Below are 21,744 nucleotides of genomic sequence, written 5' to 3'. Positions count from 1 at the left end.
ACTAATTTTGCTCTTTTTTTAACGATTCGTAGGTTTCAAAGACGCTTAAAGATTGCAGGTAAGAAAGCTCATATCCCTGCTTTCCGTCTAAAATACCAAGTCTCATTATATAGGCTTTAAAGAATTTAAAAGCTGTTTTAAGATATTGAACTAAAACACTGTACTTTTTCCCTTTTGCAGCCAGTTCTTTACCTTTTAAAACTCCGTAATGAATCATTTTTTGTTTATAAGACTCATAATCTGAAACGGAATAATGAAGTAATTTATTTTTTAAAATTCCAATTGTTCCATGTACTTCCAGTGTTTCATGGACCTTTTTTCCCGCCATATATCTGGCTTTGGATTTTCTGAAAAGCCTGAAGTTCTTATCAGATTGCGTTCCGGAGTAATTAATAGGCTTCCCGGCGAAAAAGAATTTCCTGTAAAAATAGTAGGCATCTTTTTGCACAGGTTGATCCAATTCATCTATTATTTCTTTCTTCAATGCAGGAGTAATTCTTTCATCCCCATCCAAAAATAATACCCAGTCATTTGTAGCGGTATCCAGCGCCAGGTTTCTCTGCTTTGTAAAGTCTTCAAATATATTCTGAATCACTTTTACATTAGGAAACTTTTTCGCAATATCTACAGTCTTATCTGTGCTGAATGAATCTACCACAATTATTTCATCACAAAAATCAAAACATTCAAGGACGTCCTGTATATTTTTTTCTTCGTTGTATGTTATGATTAAACCACTTATATTCATTACAACGTTTTGTTTAATAAAGAAATACGTAATATCTCTCTTACTATCATTTTTGAACTGTTTTTATCGGTCAAAGATAAGTTTTAATTTGAATTTTATTGACGAATCTTTGGCATTTGTGTTTATCCCGATGGTCCGGCATCGTTACGGTATCGGAAAATAAATCTACCGTTTATACAGCAAATTCGGGTCCTAAATTTTTTTTTGCTTGGAAAATCCTGCTTATCGAATCTTGAGTCAGGTTTTATTCTCTTGTTATGAAGACCGGAGCGGATATATTAAAGGTATGGTTTCGTGAACCATACCTTTAATTTTCTCAAAGAACCGGCAACTGAAAGGTTGCCCGTTATATAATAAAATGATTCGCTAAAGAATCTTATTTATACTCAAGAATTGTTTTTTCAATAATTTTTACACAATCCAGCAGCTGCTCTTCAGTGATTACCAATGGCGGAGCAAGTCGGATAATATTGCCATGAGTTGGCTTGGCAAGCAGTCCGTTTTCTTTTAACTGAAGGCAAAGATTCCATGCTGTAGAACTTTCCGGCGTATCATTGATCAGGATTGCATTTAAAAGTCCTTTTCCTCTTACTTTAGTAATCAGGTCGCTTTTCTCAATCAGCTTTTCAATTTCCGCTCTGAACAACTGTCCAAGCTCTTCAGCTCTTTCAGACAGCTTTTCATCAGCCACAACATCTAATGCTGCTACGGCTACCGCACAGGCAATAGGGTTTCCTCCGAATGTAGAACCATGTTGTCCCGGTTTGATCACATTCATAATATGATCATTGGCTAAAACTGCTGATACAGGATACATTCCTCCGGAAAGAGCTTTTCCTAAAATCAAAATATCCGGCTGTACATTTTCATGGTGGCAGGCAATCAGTTTTCCTGTTCTTGCGATACCGGTCTGCACCTCATCAGCGATGAAAAGAACATTGTATTTTTTACATAGTTCGGAAGCATTTTTCAGGAAGTTTTCATCCGGAACATAAACACCGGCTTCCCCCTGGATCGGTTCTACCAGAAAGGCTGCAATGTTTCCGGCTTCTCTGATTAATACTTCTTCCAATGCTGCAATATCATTGTAAGGGATCTTAATAAACCCAGGAGTAAAAGGTCCGTAATTTTGATTGGCATCGGGATCATTAGAGAAAGAAACGATGGTTGTTGTTCTTCCATGGAAATTGTTTTCACAAACGATGATCTTTGCCGCATTCTCGGCAATTCCTTTTACTTCATAGCTCCATTTTCTGGCAAGCTTTACCGCTGTTTCCACTGCTTCAGCACCGGAGTTCATAGGCAATACTTTATCAAAGCCGAAAAGGGTAGTGATCTTTTGCTCATATTCCCCTAGTTTAGAATTGTAGAACGCTCTCGAAGTCAAAGCCAGCTTTTTAGCCTGCTCTACCAGTGCCTCTACAATTTTAGGGTGAGAATGTCCCTGGTTGACAGCAGAGTATGCTGAAAGAAAATCATAATACCTTTTGCCCTCAACGTCCCAAACAAATACACCTTCTCCACGATCCAGAACTACCGGAAGGGGATGATAATTGTGTGCTCCATGTTTGTCTTCAAGGTCAATAAAATACTGTGAGTTTTTTGTTGTTTCTGCTGTTGACATATATTTTGGTTTTCCACAAATTTAAGCAATATTAATGAGATGATTGAACAAATACCCTATATCGTTAGTCGTGACAATTGAAGTGAATTTTGAGGGAAAATAATGCAGTACCACAAAAAAAATTCTTTCCGGATAAGTTGTGACAGGTATTATATCTTTGGAGGAACCAAAATTTTATAATCCTTTTTTCTCGATGTGTTATCAATCTGACTCTTCGTTTCTATTTTTCATATGACCTGAAATAAAAACTGCCTCAAAAAGAGGCAGTTTCAATCTTATATAAAATAATCCTAGTGATTATCATATTTTCTATCCATTACAAAATCCTCCATGAATTTTGTAGTATAGTTTCCTGCAAGATAATCTTCATTATCCATCAGTTGTCTGTGGAAAGGAATGGTAGTTTTTACACCTTCAATATAGAATTCCTCAAGAGCACGTCTCATTTTTGCAATCGCTTCCTCACGGGTTTGAGCCGTAGTGATCAGCTTAGCAATCATAGAGTCATAGTTAGAGGGGATTGTATATCCGGAATATACGTGAGTGTCTACTCTGATTCCGTGTCCTCCAGGGATATTTAACCCTGTGATTTTTCCCGGAGAAGGTCTGAAGTCTGCATAAGGATCCTCTGCGTTGATTCTACATTCAATAGAATGCAATTTAGGATAATAGTTGATTCCTGAGATAGGAGTTCCTGCAGCAAGAAGAATTTGTTCTCTGATCAGGTCATAATCAATTACCTGCTCAGTAATAGGGTGCTCTACCTGGATTCTTGTATTCATTTCCATGAAATAGAAATTTCTGTGTTTGTCTACAAGGAATTCGATAGTCCCTACTCCTTCGTATCCAATGAATTCTGCCGCTTTTACAGCCGCATCACCCATTTTTTCACGAAGTTCGTCCGTCATAAACGGAGAAGGAGTTTCTTCTGTTAATTTCTGATTTCTTCTCTGTACAGAACAGTCTCTTTCAGAAAGGTGACAAGCTTTACCAAATTGGTCTCCAGCAACCTGAATTTCAATGTGCCTTGGCTCTTCGATTAGTTTTTCCATATACATACCTCCGTTTCCAAAGGCTGCTACAGCTTCCTGAATCGCAGATTCCCAGTGGTCTTTAAGGTCTTCAGCTTTCCAAACAGCTCTCATCCCTTTACCACCACCACCTGCGGTAGCTTTGATCATAACAGGATATCCTGTTTCTTCTGCTACCTTTACAGCGTGCTCATACGATTCGATCAGACCATCAGAGCCTGGTACACATGGTACTCCTGCAGCCTTCATCGTAGCTTTGGCATTCGCTTTATCTCCCATTTTCTCAATCTGCTCCGGAGAAGCACCGATAAATTTGATTCCGTTCTTCTGACAGATTCTGGAGAAGTTGGCATTTTCAGATAAAAATCCGTAACCCGGGTGAATGGCGTCAGCATTGGTAATTTCCGCAGCAGCAATAATGTTAGGAATTTTAAGATATGAGTCTTTACTCATTGCAGGACCGATACAAACCGCTTCGTCAGCAAATCTTACGTGAAGACTGTCTTTATCAGCAGTAGAGTATACTGCCACGGTTTTAATCCCCATTTCTTTACAAGTACGTAAAATACGCATTGCAATTTCGCCACGATTGGCTATTAATATTTTTTTGAACATCTTCTTCAATTTGAAAATTAGATAATTTGAAAATTAGATAAAGTTATTTTAATGTAGAATTTAATCTAACATCTAATGTCTAACATCTAACTTCTGAATTAAGATGGATCTACTAAGAATAAAGGTTGGTCATATTCTACCGGAGTCGCATCATCAACAAGGATCTTAACGATTTTTCCGCTGATTTCAGATTCAATCTGGTTGAATAATTTCATCGCCTCAATAACGCAAACTACTTTACCCACAGAAACTTCGTCTCCTACGTTTACGAATACCTCTTTATCAGGAGATGGTTTTCTGTAGAATGTACCGATCATTGGAGATTTGATGGTTACATATTTGCTGTCATCGGATGCTGCTTCAGTTTTCTCAGTAGATGCCGCAGCAGGAGCTGCAACAGGTGCCGGAGCTGCTACCGCTTGTGGCGCCGTATGATATACTGCTGGCTGTGCATAGACAGCGTCGCTTCCAGCTAATGGAGTTTTAATAGTGATTTCGAAATCTTTAGTCTTGTATTTTACCTCTGAAACTTCAGCCTTTGATACAAACTTAATAAGATTTTGTATGTCTTTAATGTCCATAAATTTGATATTTGATTTTGTTCCAAAGATACCAAAAAAACGTAAAAAACAACAAAAAACCGCCAAATTTTATCAAAATTGGGCGGTTTTTGTATTAAAATGAGGCTTTTTCAGTGAAAAGCGACTCTTAGTTTTCTTCAGTAGCAGCTACTTCTTTTTCCAATACTACTTTTCCTCTGTAGTATAATTTCCCTTCATGCCAGTGAGCTCTGTGGTATAGGTGAAGCTCTCCTGTTGTTGCATCTTTAGCTAATTGAGGAACTACAGCTTTGTAGTGAGTTCTTCTCTTATCTCTTCTTGTAGACGACTGTCTTCTCTTTGGATGTGCCATTTTCTAATAACTTTTTTAATTGATGAGCGATGAGATTCATCATCTCATCATATTTAAATTATTTTTTATTTAATTATTGTCTTTTAACTTTCTTAAAGCATCCCATCTAGGGTCACTGTCATGTTCTTCCTCTTCAGTTTCCTCAATATCTTTTGGACTGAACTGGTCAAGAATTTTAAGATCATCGTCACTTACATTCGGTGAAATCTTTTTCATAGGAATGGAAAGCATGACGTTTTCATATATCAAATGGGCTACATTGAATGCATGCTCGCCGGAAGGAATCGTAATGACATCTTCATTGCTGTCATCATATTCTTCACCGAAATTCACCAGAATTTTGATCTGATTTTCAATAGGGTAGTCGAAATCTTCGTTTGTGATGTCACAAACCAGCTCAACCAATCCATGTATTTTAATCTCAAATTCCAGAAAAGTAGTATGCTTATCAAGTGATACATCCACTTTTATTCTGGGATTTGTAAAATCCTGCTCAGTGTCAAATAATTGAAAGAACGTTTTATCTATCTCAAACTTGAACTCGTGTTTTCCGTTTTTGAGTCCGGAAAAGCTTACGTCATAGTTTCTTAACTTGTCCATAAAATGAGTGTGCAAAAATATGCATTTTTTTTATAATAACAAATAAAATCTAAAACAAATTACTTTAAAATTTGTTTCAATGGTTTATCCTTCAGTTTCATCAGGAAGATCCTCGTCTATTCCGTTATCAACAACCATTTTTCTTGGCTGAAGGCGGTTGCTCATCAGATCGCTGTATTCACATCTGTTCTTAAAAATCTGGATTGCTGTGAAAATAGCTTCTGTAAAACTCTGTTCATCGGCGATGTTTTTTCCCGCAATATCATAAGCTACTCCATGGTCAGGAGAAGTTCTGATAAAAGGCAGCCCTGCCGTGTAATTAACACCTTCTTCATATGCTAATGTTTTGAAAGGAGCCAGCCCCTGATCATGGTACATGGCTAAAACGGCATCGAAATTTTTGTATTTGCTGGGTTGGAAAAAACTGTCTGCTGGATAAGGCCCAAATGCCAGAATCCCGTTGTCAGAAAGTTCTTTGATCGCCGGTGCTATGATTTCTATTTCTTCATTTCCGATCACCCCTCCGTCACCCGCGTGTGGATTGAGCCCCAGAACTGCGATTTTTGGCTTTTGAATACAGAAATCTTCCATCAGGGTCTGGTTCAGTACCCTGATCTGTTTTTTTATTTTTTCTTTGGAAATGTTTTCTGCAATCTGTGCAATAGGAATATGGTGAGTGGATACGGCTACTTTTAGATCTTCAGTCACCAGGAACATCAGTCCCTTTTTATCGAATTTCTCTTCAAAATATCCTGTATGGCCAGCATGCTTAAAGCCCATTTTTACCATTTCATCTTTATTGATGGGTGCGGTAACCAGAACGTCAATGTCACCTTTCATCAAGGCCTCAGTGGCTGCTTCCAAAGAATCAATAGCCATCCGGGTAGATTCTTCTGTAGGAACTCCCAATTCTACATTGACATTTTCCTTGGTAAGATTCACCATGTTGAGTTTCCCTGGCTGTGCCTGAGAAGCTTCATTAACATAGTTGAAATTAAGATTCAGTTTGAAAATATTCTTCTGATAGGTGAATAATTTTCCCGAACCAAAAATTACCGGAGTGAAAAAATCCGTAATGGTTTTGTCTTTCAGAGACTTCATAATGATCTCCGGCCCTATGCCATTGAAATCACCGATTGAAATTCCTACTCGTACTTTATGGTTTTTTGGGCTCATTTTGATTATCTTTGAAGATTATAATTTACAAATTTAGCAAAAAATAATATGTTCACAGGAATTATTGAAGCAGTTGGTGTTATTGAAAAGATTGAAGAAAAAGGAAGCAACATAGATTTTACCTTGACATGTCCTTTTACCCAGGAGCTTAAAATCGATCAGAGCCTTGCTCATAACGGCTGTTGTCTTACGGTAGTTGAGATCAAAGACCAGCAGTATGTCGTTACCGCAATCAATGAAACACTGGAGAAAACAAATCTTGGAAAATGGGAATTGGGTAGCGTAGTGAATCTGGAGCGATGTATGAAGATGGATGGCAGATTGGACGGTCATATTGTTCAGGGCCATGTTGATAAAACCGGTGAAGTGACTGGAATTGAAAACAAAGACGGAAGTTATTTTATTACGATGAAGTATGATTCCGACGGAAGCTTTGTAACGGTTCCCCAGGGATCCATTACGGTAAATGGGATCAGCCTGACGGTTGCTAAAAGTGAAGAAACCGGATTTTCAGTAGCTATTATTCCGTATACCTGGGAATTTACGAATATGAAACATTTGAAAATAGGAGATAAAGTTAACTTAGAATTTGACATCATTGGTAAGTATATTGCTAGGTTAATTAAAAAGTAGGATGTCAATTAATAAATATAAAGGTTATAGTTTAAGGAACCGGGTATTTTTCGGTTTTCTACTGGTATGTTTTTTAAGTGTTGTCGCCACGTCGCTGGTTCCTTATTTTGTATTAAGGAATAATTCTCTGCAGCAGAGTACCATCGATATGCAGGAGAAAACCACAGCGGTCATGAGATATCTTGATTATGCCGTCAGCCGGACTCTTGTAGAGACAGAAGATCTTCCTAAAGTTTTGGGCAATAAAATCTTTGAAATAGCGGATATCAATCAGCATGACATCGTTATTTATGACCTGAAGGGAAAGTACCTTCTTTCCAATAAGGATGAAAGCCTGGTGGAAAAGAAAACCATTCCTGTAGAAATCATCAACAGGATTTTATCTACGGATGCAAGAGTGGATATCAAAGGATATGATGCCTCCAAAGATGCAAAACTTACTTCCTCTTTTCTGCTTTTAAAAAACAATGAACTTGAACCGATCGGGGTTGTTTATATTCCTTTATACCACAATGAATCTGCGTATCTGGAAGTTCTTCACCAGTACATTAAATATATTCTTTTAGTTGATATTTTTCTTATTTTGTTCAGCATCTGGATCAGTTGGGTCACTTCTAACAGCCTGGCCAAGAACATCACTAAGTTTTCTGATATGATTACACGTATTACTTTGTTCGAAAATGAAATGCGCCCTATCAGATATTACAAAAATGATGAACTGAATGCGTTGGCAAGAGCCTATAACAGAATGATTCTACAGATTCAGGATCAAAAAGAGAGACTGAGATTCAAGGCATCAGAAGAGGCCTGGCGGGAGATGGCCAAGCAGGTGGCGCACGAAGTGAAGAATCCTCTTACTCCCATGAAGCTTACCATCCAGAATTTTGAACGAAAATTTGATCCTGAAAATCCTAATATCAGGGAGAGGGTAAAGCTGATGAGTAAGACTATGGTAGATCAGATTGATCTGATTGCTACAGTGGCTTCCGCCTTTTCAGAGTTTGCCAAGCTGCCTGAGAAGAATAATGAAGTGATCAATCTGAATACGGAAGTGGAAGATATCCTTCGGGTTTTCAATGATGACAGTATCTTCATGCATGCCAACAAAGGGAATATTATCATTAATATGGACAGGATATACCTTTCCAGAATTATTACGAATCTTGTGACCAATGCGAAACAGGCAGAAAGTGATCAGAGAAAACTCATCATTAATGTGGATGTTGAGCAGCATCAGAGGAGGGTAATGATCTCTGTGCAGGACAATGGAGTTGGTATTCCAGAAAATATGTATGAGCGGATTTTTGAGCCTAATTTTACGTCCAAAAATAGTGGGATGGGTCTGGGGCTGTCTATGGTAAGGAAGATGATTGAAGATTATAAAGGTGAGATCTCCGTAAAATCCGAAGTAGGGAAAGGGTCTACCTTCACCATTACATTGCCTACAAATCTATAGTGAAGCCTTTTACATTTAAACAGTTTGATATTCAGCAGTCCAAAAACGTCTTTCGGGTAGGAACGGACGGTGTATTGCTTGGTGCTCTGGCTAATGCAGAAGAGGCAAGGGAAGTGCTGGAGGTGGGAACGGGGACTGGGTTGATTTCACTGATGCTGGCACAACGCAATTCAAGAGCCAATTTTCTAGGGTTGGATATCAATGAAGAGGCTGCTGCCTTGACAAGGGTCAATTTTGGCAATTCACCCTTCCGGGTAAGGCTACAAAACAAATATCAGGATTTTAAAACTTTTGAATCAGCGCATGCGTTTGATTTGATCGTTTCCAATCCTCCCTATTTTGAAGAATCGGGATCTGATAAAGATAAGATAGCGAGGCAGACCGTAGAGCTCAACTTCAGTCAGCTCATTGCCAAAGCCGGATTACATCTTTCTGACAGTGGAATTTTGTCTGTCATTATTCCTGCAGAAGCCGGAAGTCTTTTTGTTTCTGTTGCAATGGAACATAAGCTTTTTCTTAACCGTAGAATTCACATCAAAGGTATCGAGGGGGCGAAAACAAAAAGACTGATTCTGGAGTTTTCCGCAGTGGAGAAAACGGTTGATGAGTCTGACTTTATTATAGAAAAAAGTCCGAGACAATACTCGGACCAATATCTTGAACTCACGAAGGAGTTTCATGTTTTTAAGGAGAGAAGCTAGAAATCAGATTTTAGAAGGTAGTAATTTTCCGGCCTTCTCCATCTTTTGATTTTTATTCAAATAATTCTGCGGTATCCAATACGGATACTTTTCCATCTTCACATCTGATAGCTTCGCCAGGGAAGTTCTGAATCATGTGGTAATCGTGTGTTGCCATTACTACGGCAGCTCCATTTTCAAGGGCAACCTGCTTTAGCAGCGTCATGATTTCATTGGAAGTTTCAGGATCCAGGTTTCCTGTAGGCTCATCTGCCAGGATAAGATCAGGGTGGTTAAGAAGTGCTCTTGCGATAGCGATACGTTGTTGTTCACCTCCGGAAAGCTCATGTGGCATTTTGTGCTTCTTGCTCTTCATGTTCACGCTTCCCAATACCTCATTGATACGGTCTTCTATTTTTACTTTGTCATTCCAGCCTGTTGCTTCAAGAACGAATTTTAAATTTTTCTCAACGGTCCTGTCGGGGAGGAGCTGGAAGTCCTGGAAAACAATGCCGAGTTTTCTTCTTAGATTAGGAATGTCTGAAGGTTTCATCTTTGCCAGATCAAATCCAACAACTGCTCCATGTCCTGATGCTAAAGGAATATGTCCGTAAAGTGTTTTCAGAAGTGAGCTTTTTCCGGAACCTGTTTTTCCGATAAGGTAACAGAATCTCCCTTTTTTAATGTTAAGATTTACATCAGAAAGAACCGTAAAGTTTTTTTGTGCAATTTTTGCATGTTGTAAACTTATGATATTATCTCCGGAGATATTTGTATGTGGCATAATTTAATTTTAAAGGCTGTTTCTAATAAAATGATTTCAACTTTTAAAAATAGAAAAAAGAAGTCTATCTGACTCTAATTTTAATAAATTTTAACAACAAAAAATGCCTGAAAAGGAACTTCTCAAGCATGTTTTGTATATGATAATATAGAAATTATCTCTTAGCGCGTGCAGCACTTACAGTTAATCTCTTTCTGCCTTTAGCTCTTCTCGCAGCCAAAACTCTTCTTCCATTTGGCGTAGACATTCTTTCTCTGAAACCATGTTTGTTTCTTTTCTTTCTTTCTGATGGCTGGAATGTTCTTTTACTCATTACTATATGTTTAAATCGTAATTAATCTATTAATTTTCAGGTTGCAAAGATATATAAAATTTTATAAGTTACAAACTTTAATTATCTTTTTTTAAAATTAAATGGGATGTTTTTTGACAAGGTATTTATAAACCCCGATGAAAAAACAAATTCCTGCTGCAAAAATAATATTTAAATGATTTATATAAAAGCTCTATCTTTGAAAACTTTAATTTTTAACGAAAATAAGCACAAAAGATGTTTACACCAGCAGAACTTTTAGAAATCAATACCCTCCTTACTCCCGAAAGCAAAATCGTTATCCTGACCCACTACAATCCGGATGGGGATGCTATTGGCTCCAGTCTTGGACTGAAACATTATCTGGCCGCTAAAGGGATTTTTGCTGAGGTGATTGTACCGAATGATTTTCCAAAATTTCTGAAGTGGATGCCGGATGCTAAAAAGGTTATTATTGCTGAATATAAAAGAAAACTGGCTTCTGATCTGGTGAATGGAGCTGATGTGATCTTCTGCCTGGATTTTAATTCTCCTTCAAGAATAGGTATTTTAGGAGACTGGCTGGTAAAGGCTCAGGGGAAAAAGATCCTGATTGACCACCACCAGCAGCCGGAAAAATTTGATTTTGTATATTCAGATACGGTGATTCCTGCGACATCACAGATGATCTATCATTTTATTGAGGCAATGGATGATGAAAAGCTGGTCAATAATGATATTGCGGAATGTCTTTATACGGGAATCATGACAGACACCGGAGGTTTCCGTTTTCGTTCTACAAGTGCAACTACCCATAGGATTATTGCCAATCTCATTGAACATGGAGCAGACCCTGCTATGATTACTTCCAGTACATGGGATACTAATACGGTTTCGCGTCTTCATCTGCTTGCTTTGGTGCTGGGTAGGATAGAAGTAGTCAACGAAGGAAAAGCAGCTGTTCTAAGCCTTACAAGAAATGAGCTGAAAGAGTTTGGTTTTCAGAAGGGAGATACGGAAGGTTTTGTAAACTATGGACTGAGCATTGCCGGAGTAAAAATGGCTGCCTTCTTTATGGAAGATCTTTATGATAATTTTATCAAGATTTCTTTCAGAAGTAAAGATGATGTCGATGTCAATCAGTTTTCAAGAAAGTATTTCAGTGGAGGCGGGCACATTAATGCAGCAGGAGGAAAGTCCAACGATTCTCTGGCCGGGACTATCGAAACTTTCAAGAACAGGCTGAACGAGGAGAACTTCTAAGGGGAAAAGTAATAAGGTAAAAGAAAGGCTAAACGTTTTTTCAGTATATCATTTGAAAATTTGCTGTTAGCTTTCACCGGCATTCAAACTTTTATGATAGCCCTTGAGTTCCAGTTCTTCACAAGTATAGTCATATACCTGCTGAAACATTTCATCCATATAATTTTTACTGAAAAGACTGAACTTGGTCATTTTCGGAGGGTCTAAAAAGATCTGGCAGTGCTTTGCCTTGGAGTATACCGATTTTGCAATCGCAAGGTGGAGAATCCGGTCGAATTCTTTCATCAGACTCATCTTTTTCAATTCATCATAGCTGATGGAATTGACATGGGAGGCGATCAGAAAATCACACTTGTCAATAATAGGTTCTATAGGAAGGTTGTCCAGCACACCTCCGTCCACATATATTTTATCTCCCATCCTTACCGGTGGAAGAATGAAAGGAACACTTGAAGAGGCCAGTAACGGACCGAAAAGCTCACCTTCTGAAAAGAAATCAACAATACCATGAGTCATTTCAGTGGCCGCTACGTAGACTGGGATTTTTAAAATATTAAAGTCGTCCTCAGGAAAGTAGTCTTTGAATAATTTTAAAATAAAGTTAGAGCTGAAGATTCCGTTTTTTGACAGCTTTAAGGCAGAACGGGAGAAAAAAGTAGTTTGTTTTACGATGTCCATCATTTCATCCGGTGTCTTTCCGAACGAATAAAAAGCGGCGATGATAGATCCAGCACTGGTCCCGGAAATAATGTGTGGCTTCAGATTGTATTCTTCCAAAGCTTTCAGGACAGCAATATGAGCAATTCCACGCATTCCTCCGCCTGAAAGTGTAAGCCCGATAACCGGTGGTTTCTTTTTTTTGAACGAGAATAAACCCATCGAGACAATTATTCTATACGATTCACTAATATACTGGATTTTTTATAAATGTTGCTTATGGTTCATCGCATTCGGAATCGGTCTTAATGAACAGTGAATAGAACTCTTTGTTCATCTTCTCATCATAATTCACTCTTTTGATTTTATCATTGGCGCAGTTGCCCCACCCAAAAGTGATCAGGTCAATAGTCGCGTAATCTCTTTTATCCGGTGAGTTCAAATGGTCATTGAATTCATTCATGATTCTTGCGGGATCAGCATTGTTTTTGCTCGATTCTTCCCTGAGTTTTCTCCAGACCGTTACCATTTCTTCATCAGTGGAGTTCAGGGCTTTTGCAAAACTCTGGCATTGATTGGTCTTCAGAAGGATAGAGGGATCGGAATAGGCTGCTATTCTGATTTTTTCCATTTCGTACCGTTGTACAAGGGCTTCATATTGTACCTTTTTTACGTTTTGCCAGAAAGGCTTGTTAACGATCTTAAGATTTTGGAAAAGATTTTTTTTCTCGATAAAATCCCTTTCAAGTGCTGCCAGGAGCTGGTCTTTATTGTGTCTTACTTCCTCGAGATCCTTTAGCTTAAATACCGATGGAGTGTTCAGCAATGATCCTCCCAGCTCGAACCAAAGTTTATAAGTTCCTTCGATTTCCTCTCGTGAATATTTGGAGCTGTCAAAATACCCTTTATTGTCACACAGCTCAGTTACAAAATTAAACTGTTCCTGCGTGGGAGCCTTGGCAGTTAAGGTATCATTTTTTACAGTAGTGGTATCAGCCTGAGCGGTTATTTGATCAGCAGATGTCTTGTTTTCTTTTTTGCAGCTTAAGAACGCAAAAAGGAGACACGAAGTAATAATGATTCTCATGGTTTTTTAAAATACGAGTTTTTTGGGAAGGTTATGAAGAAGCTCTGTATTGATAATTTCGGCACAGACAGCAGGTTTTTCCCAGTGTCCGTTGTGTCCGCAATCCAGAACATAAGATTTGATATTCGTTTTGTCCGGAAGATGTTTAATCGTGGTCTCTGTTTTTACAGCATTGTCATGCTTTCCAGCCAATACTAAAATCTTGCCTTCAAAATTTTGCATGATATGTTTTTTGTCTGTTCTTTCAACCATTCCTTTTACACAGGCCAAAGCTCCCATATTGTTGGTAGAAAGTGCTGTTTCAAGGGCCGTTTCAATTTTCCCTTCGAGGATATCCCTTTCATTTGGATTGAACAGATTGGGTATTCCGGCTCTTACGTAATGGGGGAATGCATCTTTGATGATTCTGTAGCTTTTGATCCGCTGTTGTTTTTTTTCTTCATCATCTGCAAAATAGGTAGAGAAGAATAAGGTTAAGCTTTTCAGGTATTCAGGATATTTTCCGGCAAAAGCCAGAGCGGTATAACCTCCCATAGAGTGCCCCAAAAGGTGTACCTTTTCCAGATTTTGGTGATCAAGTACTTTTTTTACTTCATCAGCCATAAGTTCCATTGTATGTATTTCTCCCAGGATTTCTGATTGCCCATGACCGGGAAGATCAATTTTTAACAGGGAAAAATCCTGTGAAAAATGGGGTTCCATATCGCTCCAGATGGATAGATTCTCCATAAAACCATGGAGAAGTACTAAAGTTTCTTTTCCGTTTCCTTTTCTTTCAAAGTTCAGCATGATTTAAATTATAAAGATTAAATAATACAGCAACTTATCTGCCATCAGTGGATTTCTTTCAAATGTAAACAAAAAAAGAGCATTTAAAAAATGCCCTTTTTGCTTTATTGCGTTAATTGTTTGTAAACTTTGGTCTCCCACGGTTTAATGTCTGTGATACCATATCGTTCTTTCTTGGCAATCGCCAGATTATCCAGCATATCGACAAAGTTTTTATAGTTTGCCTCATCAGTGGGTTTCACAATTACCGTGAAATTTTCAGGTTTTGGTGCTTTTTTATAAGCTTCAGAAATGATTTTCGAAATTTTTATTCCGCTGAAATCAGTTTCTTTCAGGTTTCCGGTATTTAAATCAGTTTGATTGCTTTGATGGTAAAATACACGATTGTCTTTTCCCAGGATAAAGGTGACCTGATTTTTATCTCCGATTACCGGTGAGTGAACAGGATTTGGATTTGGATCTTTGGCAGGCAGCCCGAGGTCCATTACATTGGGTTTTGTAAAGTTGGTCGTGAACATAAAGAATGTAATCAGCAGAAAGCCCAGATCTACCATAGGGGTCATATCTACTCTGATGAGTTTCTTTTTCTGTTTGCTGCCTTGTTTTTCTTGTGCAATTACTTCAGCCATAATTAATATTTTAAAAGGTTAAACGGTACTTTTGTGAAATGTTAAAAATCCGATCGTGATTTTGAAAAATTCATACAAAGTCCGTACCTAAAATTAAAAATCATTAATAAATTATTGTTTTTAATGTTTTAACTTACATAAATATTGTTAAAGTCAATACAATAAAATATTGCGCAGTGATGTCTCTTTTTTATTCTGTGGCTACTGACGAATGATTAGCTTTTGTGAAGAAATAACTTCTTCTTTGTTTTTGATCTGTACGGTATACACCCCATCGCTGAATCCTGAGACTTCAATCTTCAGCAGTCCGCTGTTATTTTTTTGTGAGAGGAGTTTCCTTCCGGACATATCAATGATATCAACGACCGCTCCAACGGGAAGGTTTTCCAGATGAAAAAAGTTTCTTGCCGGATTGGGGTATAAAGCAAACTTTCGGGGCTGTTGGCTTTCAGCGGTTCCCAACTGGGCGGGGTTTAGTTTTACAATCCAGCAGTCACCATTTCCGTAGCTTGTCGTAATATCTCCATCTGAAGAAAAAGTAAGTCCGGCGATGATATAGCCACCGTCAGCGGTTTGCTGCATGGAGTAGGCGTCCTCAAAAGCACCCCCTCCTAATGGTTTCTGCCATTGAAGAATTCCTGAAGAATCTAATTTTATGATCCAATAATCAGCTTCCCCGTGACTTCCTACTATATTTCCGTTTGCAGAACCGGTTCCCCCGGCCACAATGACTCCTCCGTCAGAAGTTTGCTGGGTAGCATATGCATAATCGTTACCGCTGCCACCAAAATATTTTTGCCACAATGTAGTTCCGTTAGAATCTAATTTTGCCACACAATAATTGGATTCTCCAAAAGATGTCGGAATTTCCGAGTTTGTAGAGTGAGAACCTCCCGCAACAATGTATTCTCCTTCGGGTGTTTGCTGGATAGATTCTGCGCCATCAGCAAGATTACCTATCAATGATTTCTCCCATTGGATAATTCCTGAGGAATCTAATTTCACAATCCAAAAGTCTTCGTTTCCATGATTTCCGGTGATGTCTCCATCAGTGGAATTAGATCCTCCTGCAATAATGTAGCCTCCGTCAGAGGTCTGTTGAATTGAATTTCCTCTGTCATAGGCAGCTCCCCCTAATGATTTTTGCCATTGTATATTTCCTGAGGAATCTAATTTTACAACCCAGTAGTCATTATATCCATGATTTCCTGTAACATCTCCGTCGTTAGAGAAAGATTCTCCCACAATAATATATCCTCCATCGGAAGTCTGCTGAGCGGAACGTGCCGTGTCATTATTACTTCCTCCCAATGATTTTTGCCATTCTATGTTTCCTGAAGAATCTACTTTTACGATCCAGTAATCAGCACCTCCATGGTTTCCTGTAACATCCCCGTCGGTGGAGTATGATTCCCCTGCAACGATATACCCTCCGTCAGCAGTCTGTCGAATAGACTTTGCCGTGTCATAGAAATTACCACCGAGTGATTTCTGCCATTGTATACTTCCTGCAGCGTCCAATTTGACGATCCAGTAATCAGAAGCTCCATGATTTTCGGTGACATCCCCGTCAGTAGAATAAGAATCACCGGCAACAATATACCCTCCATCGGAAGTTTGCTGGACAGAATTGGCCTGATCTCCATTGCTTCCTCCCAATGTTTTCTGCCATTGTATAGAAGGCGCGTTTTGAGCGGTCAGTACAGAATAAACAAGAAGTAAAAAAATAGATATTAAATGTTTCATATGTATTTGAATTTGTGTTGGTTATTCAAAAGTACTCATTTTTAGACTACCATGAACATTTACTTGTTTTTTTATATTTGGAAACAAAAAAACTCACACCGAAAGTGTGAGTTGTAGGGTATAGGGAGATAATTTATTTATTCTTTTTATAATAATTGACTCCGCATTCCAGGAATTTTTTGAAATCCTCTTTTGGCATATAGCCGGACACCGGAGTATTAATTACTTTTCCTTCCGGAGTTATCAGCACATAGTGAGGCTGAGAATTGTTGTTGAAGTTAACCTGCTGGAATAAGCTCCATCGGTCTCCAATAGTTTTTACTTTTTTGATCTGTCCTTCCCCAAGGTCAATTTTTGTTTTCTGATCCTCAGGAAGCTCTTCTTTGTCATCCACATATAAAGAGGCCAGCACAATGTCATTCTGAAGAATAGGCAAAATGTCCGGTTCACTCCATACGAATTCTTCCATTTTTCTACAGTTTTCACAGCCGTATCCGGTGAAGTCTATCAGAATAGGCTTGTTTTCCGCTTTGGCAAGCTCAATGGCTTTAAAGAAATCATGTTCAGGATGCATTCCTAAGATTCCGTCCTTTTCATTGTGGAAATAACTTACATTCAGAGGAGGGAGAATTCCGCTCAGCATCTGAAGTTTTGGACGTTCAGAAGGGATTAATCCCTGAATCAGGTAAATCACAAAACCAAAACCTAAGACTCCCAGGATTTTTCTTGTTACAGAAATTTTAGGCTTTTTATCGTCATGTGGGAATCGGATAAGTCCAAACAGATAAAGTGCCAGTCCTAAGGCAATGATGATCCAGATCGCAATGAAAAGTTCTCTTTTTAGGAAGAAGGTTTTGGATACCAGATCTGCTTTGGATAAAAACTTCAGTGCTAAGGCAAGCTCTACGAAACCAAGAACTACTTTCACTGTATTCATCCATCCTCCGGATTTCGGAAGGCTCTGTAATGCCTGTGGGAATAAAGCCAGAAGCCCGAAAACGATAGCCCATGCCAATCCGAATCCTGCCAGTGCAAAAGTCAGCAGCATTGGAACATTGGTTGATCCGGTTACAGCACTTCCCAATAAACTTCCTAAAATAGGTCCTGTACAGGAGAAAGAAACAATAACCAGTGTAAGGGCCATAAAGAAAATACCGATGATCCCTCCTGCCTCTTCTGCTTTTGAAGATTTGTTGGCAATGGAGCTTGGTAAAGTGATATCATAATACCCGAAGAAACTTCCGGCAAAAAAGATGAAGATGATAAAGAAGGCAATATTCAGCCAAACGCTGGTTGAGATCTCATTGAAGATATTTCCTGCGATTCCGTCAATGATATGGAAAGGAATACTCAGTAAAACAAAAATAAGAAGAATGAAAAAGCCGTAAATAACAGCATCTCTTTTTCCTTTTGCCTTGTCTTTGCTTCCTTTGGTAAAGAAGGAAACCGTTAATGGAATCATCGGGAACACACAAGGTGTCAGTAAAGCAATCAGTCCTCCGATAAATCCTAAAAATAGATAGGTCCAGTAATTTTCATCTACCTTTTCTGCCACTGTTCCACAATCTGTAAGCGGATTTTTGAAATCGATAGACTCAATTTTCAGCTGTTTTGGATCGAGTTTTGAAACCTCAGTGACTGTGATGCCCGTTTTCTCCGGACTTTCTGTAACTATTTCAACTGTTTTTACAGAATCTTTTATGGGTTTTGCAATTTCTTCAGGGGCAGCTTCCTCTACAGCTCCTTTTGGAGTCACTTTTTGATTGAATTCTAAAGTATTGGGAGCCAGGCAAACCCTGTCATCACAAGTCTGGTAAGTGATTTCAGAAGTAACATCAGCAGGTTTTGCAGGATCTTTTAATTTGAATTTCTGTTTGAATCCCGCAGAGTTGGAATAGTACACAATAGTTCCTCCAAAAGCTTCAGAAAATTCTTCGTGTTTTTTACCCACTTCGGTAAATTTTCCGATCAGCTCGATATTTTTTCCGGACACTTTATATTCTGTTGGAATTCCGGTGTCTTCCGGCAAATCTTTCGAATAGATGTGCCATCCGCTTTCCATCGTCGCATTAAGAACTGCTTCGTACTGGTTATTCCCCAGATCATTGATGGTGAATTTAAACTTTACAGGATTTTTTATCTGTGCATTAATCCCTGTTGCTAAAAATAGTAGAATTAATAAAAACCAATTTCTAAATTTCATTGTTCATTTCATTAAAAATTTTGAGAATACATTCTGTTTTCTCGTCCTTTGCATATCTTCTTTTTTGTCTGGCGGAATGACGATTCCGGGAACAGAACCGGTATTGCCGCTCAGCATCAAATTTTGCCCTGCTAAAATAGATAATTTTTTGTCCCTAAAAAACTTAGAAACTTTCTTTTTCGCTGAAAGATAACCCGGTTAAAATCCATGATCTTCCCGTTGTTCCTAAAATGCAGGAAGTCATGGCTTTTTTCTCTTGAAGAAGAGATGCAAGTCTTTTTATAGATTTCATCAATGTCTTCAATGTCATGAGACAGCCCGGATCTTTCTTGGATGAGGTTTTACACATGAAGTTAAATAACCCCACCAATTTTCGTTGATGAACGGAAAATATAAGAAGAAAGAGTTTATCTGAAGGTCGCCCGGTCCTTTTCATCAGAATTTTTAACCTCTCGGGAAGAATCCTTGATTGATTTGTTTCCGAAATTGTAAATGATAGACAGTCTGATGAACCTTAGATCTTCATAATTTCTGTAGGTTGTCTGGTTATTATTGGAGAATCCTGTGTAGGATATCTTGTTGGACCTGAAAATATCATTGGCATAGCACACTATTTGAAGCTGCTTATTCATCAGAAATAATTTTAATGAGGCGTCTATCTGATAGCCCGATGAGCTTCTGTCAAGATTGGTGACCCCTTTGGAAACCTGCCATGTATTAATCCCAAAAAAGAAGGTCTTCTTTTTGTTCAAAGTAAAATTAAGATCTGCTTTTGTTTCGAAATTCCACCCATTTAGGTATGATAAAGTGACCGGGGAAGAAGATCTAGACTGGCTGTTGAAAAAGTTAATATTAACATTGGCATTAAGCCATGGGAACAGCTTCATATAGAAATACTGGTTGATTCCATATGAGCGGTTTGAAATAAAATTGAGTGGCGTTGCATTCTGAGTCTTCGTATCCGTATTCATGATGGTCAGCATTTCAAAACCGTCCTTTAAATCGGAATAATACAAAGAGGTAATCAAAAAATCTTTGTAGCTGTACGTAAGTTCAATATTGTTGGTAAATTCCGGAAGAAGATATGGATTTCCTTCAGATGTTGAGTAGGGGGAGAAAGTATATTTGAACGGGTTTAGTAAACTGAATTCCGGACGGTGTATCCTTTTTCCATAATTGGCTGAGAACTGATTGTTTGCATTTAATTTATAAAGGACATACGCGGTAGGAAAAAGTTTTGTATACTTTATTTCAGATTCCTGATTTAAAGTTTCTGAGAAACCTCTTGTCTGGGTGCTTTCCATCCGCAGGCCTGCCTGAAACTCCCATTTTTCTCCCAACTCCTTATTCATTGAGAAATACAATGACTGATTCCTCTCTCTGAATGAAAACTGATTGGTTCGGTTGGGATCCAGGAATTCATTGCCTGTGGAAAGATCATAGAAGCGGATGTCATTAGCCGTATTTACAAATGAGATGCGTGCTCCGTAATTAAGGGTAGCCCAGGAAGTAGGGTGTTCAACATCAAGATTCAGGGAATAGTTGTTGATATTTTGATAGCCTTCATTTTTTCCCGAGTCAAAATCTGGAATACTGGGCAGTGGTGCTGTTTTATCAAATGTTCTGGAGAGGTAATCCTGGCGGGATCTGCTTCTGCTGTTAAAGTAGTCAAAATCGAAAGAGACTTTTTTACCGGTGGTGTCTATTTCGTAGATCATATGATAATTTAAAGAATTGAATCTGTTTTTTTTAGAATCTTCAGATGCAGTATTAATCAGCGATTTTTCAGCACCATTGGGTTTTCCGAATATTTTTGAATCGATTTGGGATTCCACTATTGGTGAGGAGAAGCTTCCTATATATTGAATTCCGGTCGTTATTTTTTTGTTTAATTTATAATCCAGGGAAAGTCTGGCAGAAAGATTATCGGTGAACGCGGTCTGTCTGTTGTCTTCGATCCAGGTGATATCCGGATATTCTATTTTGGAATAATTGACCGGGGCATTGTATCCACTGGTATAGTTAATACCCGAAGAAAGGGTAATATCTTTCACATTTAAATTGTAATTAGCCCCGTTTTTATACATAAATTTTGAGGCAGCCTGGCCGGTGGTATTCACGGTCAGGTTCCAGTAGTCTTTTTTTGATTTGCGTGTGACAATATTGATGATGCCACTGTTTCCTTCCGCTGTATACTTGGCCGGCGGATTCGTAATGACCTCAATGCTGCTGATCTCATCCGATTTTATAGACTTCAAGTAATTCGGAAGATCTTCTTTTTGAATATTGATAGGACGCCCATCCATCATGACCAGGATTTTCCCTTTGCCGGTGATCTTGATGTCGTCATTTTGCACGGAGATCCTTGGCGCCAGACGTATCGCATCCATGACGTCCCCACCACTTGCAATAACAGAGTTCTCAACATTGAAGATGATTCGGTCTGCTTTCTGTTGGATGATCTTCTTTTTTTTTGCAATAAGATGTACAGATTGTATTTCTGTTTCTTTATTCTCCACAGACAGATCTTGTGTGGTATTTCCATCTACATAGATGTTCTTACTGATGATAAGCCTTTTTTCGGAAAACGCCTTCACCAGGTAATTCTTCTGGTTGGGCAGTTCTATGCTGTATGCTCCGGTTTCTCCGGTTACAGTAAAATATTTTTTTTGCTCCTGATCTGTGATGAGTATCTCTGCAGAATTAACCGGTACCCCATTGATATATACATGCCCTTTTAAGGTTTGGCCTGCCAATTGTCCTATGCAGAGCAGGATACCAAGGAATATATATATCTTTTCTTTTTGCGTCATAATAAT

20 protein-coding genes are annotated in these 21,744 nt (G+C 38.5%); 4 read left to right on the top strand and 16 right to left on the bottom strand.

The window, feature by feature from the left end; all coding sequences use genetic code 11:
- Position 1 precedes the first annotated feature (1 nt).
- The 7 genes from DRF67_RS12720 to pdxA all read right to left on the bottom strand — a co-directional run bounded on the left by DRF67_RS12720 (position 2) and on the right by pdxA (position 6,706).
- On the bottom strand, positions 2 to 748 hold the full coding sequence (locus DRF67_RS12720; protein ID WP_115928665.1) for a glycosyltransferase family 2 protein: 747 nt from the start codon (positions 746 to 748) through the stop codon (positions 2 to 4).
- A 376-nt stretch (positions 749 to 1,124) separates the two neighbouring features.
- A complete protein-coding gene (gene rocD, locus DRF67_RS12715; RefSeq protein WP_115928664.1) occupies positions 1,125 to 2,372 on the bottom strand; it encodes an ornithine--oxo-acid transaminase in 1,248 nt (415 codons plus the stop codon).
- A 290-nt stretch (positions 2,373 to 2,662) separates the two neighbouring features.
- Positions 2,663 to 4,018: an acetyl-CoA carboxylase biotin carboxylase subunit gene (gene accC, locus DRF67_RS12710; protein WP_045501198.1), complete on the bottom strand. Its 1,356-nt coding sequence runs from the start codon at positions 4,016 to 4,018 to the stop codon at positions 2,663 to 2,665.
- A 98-nt stretch (positions 4,019 to 4,116) separates the two neighbouring features.
- The gene (gene accB / locus DRF67_RS12705; RefSeq protein ID WP_115928663.1) at positions 4,117 to 4,599 is read right to left on the bottom strand and encodes an acetyl-CoA carboxylase biotin carboxyl carrier protein; all 483 of its coding nucleotides are present in this window, start codon (positions 4,597 to 4,599) and stop codon (positions 4,117 to 4,119) included.
- Between the two features lie 127 nt (positions 4,600 to 4,726).
- On the bottom strand, positions 4,727 to 4,930 hold the full coding sequence (gene rpmF, locus DRF67_RS12700) for a 50S ribosomal protein L32 (RefSeq protein WP_002976251.1): 204 nt from the start codon (positions 4,928 to 4,930) through the stop codon (positions 4,727 to 4,729).
- Positions 4,931 to 4,999: 69 nt separating this feature from the next.
- Positions 5,000 to 5,530, bottom strand: a complete 531-nt coding sequence (locus DRF67_RS12695; protein ID WP_115928662.1) for a YceD family protein — start codon at positions 5,528 to 5,530, stop codon at positions 5,000 to 5,002.
- A gap of 84 nt (positions 5,531 to 5,614) precedes the next feature.
- Positions 5,615 to 6,706 (bottom strand): 4-hydroxythreonine-4-phosphate dehydrogenase PdxA, encoded by a 1,092-nt coding sequence (pdxA, locus tag DRF67_RS12690; RefSeq protein WP_115928661.1) that lies wholly within the window; start codon positions 6,704 to 6,706, stop codon positions 5,615 to 5,617.
- Positions 6,707 to 6,754: 48 nt separating this feature from the next.
- Here pdxA and DRF67_RS12685 point away from each other — a divergent pair, with 48 nt between their 5' ends.
- Genes DRF67_RS12685 through DRF67_RS12675 form a run of 3 tightly spaced genes read left to right on the top strand, consistent with a single transcriptional unit; the run spans position 6,755 to position 9,496 of the window.
- Positions 6,755 to 7,339, top strand: a complete 585-nt coding sequence (locus DRF67_RS12685; RefSeq protein WP_115928660.1) for a riboflavin synthase — start codon at positions 6,755 to 6,757, stop codon at positions 7,337 to 7,339.
- A gap of 1 nt (position 7,340) precedes the next feature.
- Entirely contained in the window at positions 7,341 to 8,795 is a 1,455-nt protein-coding gene (locus tag DRF67_RS12680; protein ID WP_115928659.1) for a sensor histidine kinase, read from the top strand.
- The gene (locus DRF67_RS12675; protein ID WP_115928658.1) at positions 8,795 to 9,496 is read left to right on the top strand and encodes a tRNA1(Val) (adenine(37)-N6)-methyltransferase; all 702 of its coding nucleotides are present in this window, start codon (positions 8,795 to 8,797) and stop codon (positions 9,494 to 9,496) included. Before DRF67_RS12680 ends, DRF67_RS12675 begins: the two co-directional genes overlap by 1 nt.
- Before the next feature lie 52 nt (positions 9,497 to 9,548).
- Here DRF67_RS12675 and DRF67_RS12670 read toward each other — a convergent pair whose 3' ends face one another.
- Positions 9,549 to 10,259, bottom strand: coding sequence for a cell division ATP-binding protein FtsE (locus DRF67_RS12670; RefSeq protein ID WP_115928657.1), 711 nt, complete (start codon positions 10,257 to 10,259; stop codon positions 9,549 to 9,551).
- Between the two features lie 154 nt (positions 10,260 to 10,413).
- Positions 10,414 to 10,572: a 50S ribosomal protein L34 gene (gene rpmH / locus DRF67_RS12665; protein ID WP_062702430.1), complete on the bottom strand. Its 159-nt coding sequence runs from the start codon at positions 10,570 to 10,572 to the stop codon at positions 10,414 to 10,416.
- Between the two features lie 237 nt (positions 10,573 to 10,809).
- Here rpmH and DRF67_RS12660 point away from each other — a divergent pair, with 237 nt between their 5' ends.
- A complete protein-coding gene (locus tag DRF67_RS12660) occupies positions 10,810 to 11,814 on the top strand; it encodes a DHH family phosphoesterase (RefSeq protein WP_115928656.1) in 1,005 nt (334 codons plus the stop codon).
- 66 nt (positions 11,815 to 11,880) lie between these two features.
- On the opposite strand, the gene DRF67_RS12655 is transcribed toward DRF67_RS12660, so the two are convergent.
- The 7 genes from DRF67_RS12655 to DRF67_RS12620 all read right to left on the bottom strand — a co-directional run bounded on the left by DRF67_RS12655 (position 11,881) and on the right by DRF67_RS12620 (position 21,738).
- A complete protein-coding gene (locus DRF67_RS12655) occupies positions 11,881 to 12,693 on the bottom strand; it encodes a patatin-like phospholipase family protein (RefSeq protein ID WP_115928655.1) in 813 nt (270 codons plus the stop codon).
- Between the two features lie 55 nt (positions 12,694 to 12,748).
- On the bottom strand, positions 12,749 to 13,558 hold the full coding sequence (locus tag DRF67_RS12650; RefSeq protein WP_115928654.1) for a hypothetical protein: 810 nt from the start codon (positions 13,556 to 13,558) through the stop codon (positions 12,749 to 12,751).
- Positions 13,559 to 13,564: 6 nt separating this feature from the next.
- Positions 13,565 to 14,347: an alpha/beta fold hydrolase gene (locus tag DRF67_RS12645; RefSeq protein WP_115928653.1), complete on the bottom strand. Its 783-nt coding sequence runs from the start codon at positions 14,345 to 14,347 to the stop codon at positions 13,565 to 13,567.
- A gap of 104 nt (positions 14,348 to 14,451) precedes the next feature.
- Positions 14,452 to 14,976, bottom strand: coding sequence for a biopolymer transporter ExbD (locus tag DRF67_RS12640; protein WP_115928652.1), 525 nt, complete (start codon positions 14,974 to 14,976; stop codon positions 14,452 to 14,454).
- Positions 14,977 to 15,177: 201 nt separating this feature from the next.
- On the bottom strand, positions 15,178 to 16,722 hold the full coding sequence (locus tag DRF67_RS12635) for a T9SS type A sorting domain-containing protein (protein ID WP_115928651.1): 1,545 nt from the start codon (positions 16,720 to 16,722) through the stop codon (positions 15,178 to 15,180).
- Positions 16,723 to 16,855: 133 nt separating this feature from the next.
- Positions 16,856 to 18,925, bottom strand: coding sequence for a protein-disulfide reductase DsbD family protein (locus tag DRF67_RS12630; RefSeq protein ID WP_115928650.1), 2,070 nt, complete (start codon positions 18,923 to 18,925; stop codon positions 16,856 to 16,858).
- Positions 18,926 to 19,332: 407 nt separating this feature from the next.
- A complete protein-coding gene (locus DRF67_RS12620) occupies positions 19,333 to 21,738 on the bottom strand; it encodes an outer membrane beta-barrel family protein (protein ID WP_115928648.1) in 2,406 nt (801 codons plus the stop codon).
- Positions 21,739 to 21,744: the final 6 nt, after the last annotated feature.

The sequence above is a fragment of the Chryseobacterium pennipullorum genome, assembly GCF_003384725.1.
In the GTDB taxonomy this organism is placed as follows: domain Bacteria; phylum Bacteroidota; class Bacteroidia; order Flavobacteriales; family Weeksellaceae; genus Chryseobacterium; species Chryseobacterium pennipullorum.
This window is presented reverse-complemented; position numbering and strand designations above follow the sequence as displayed.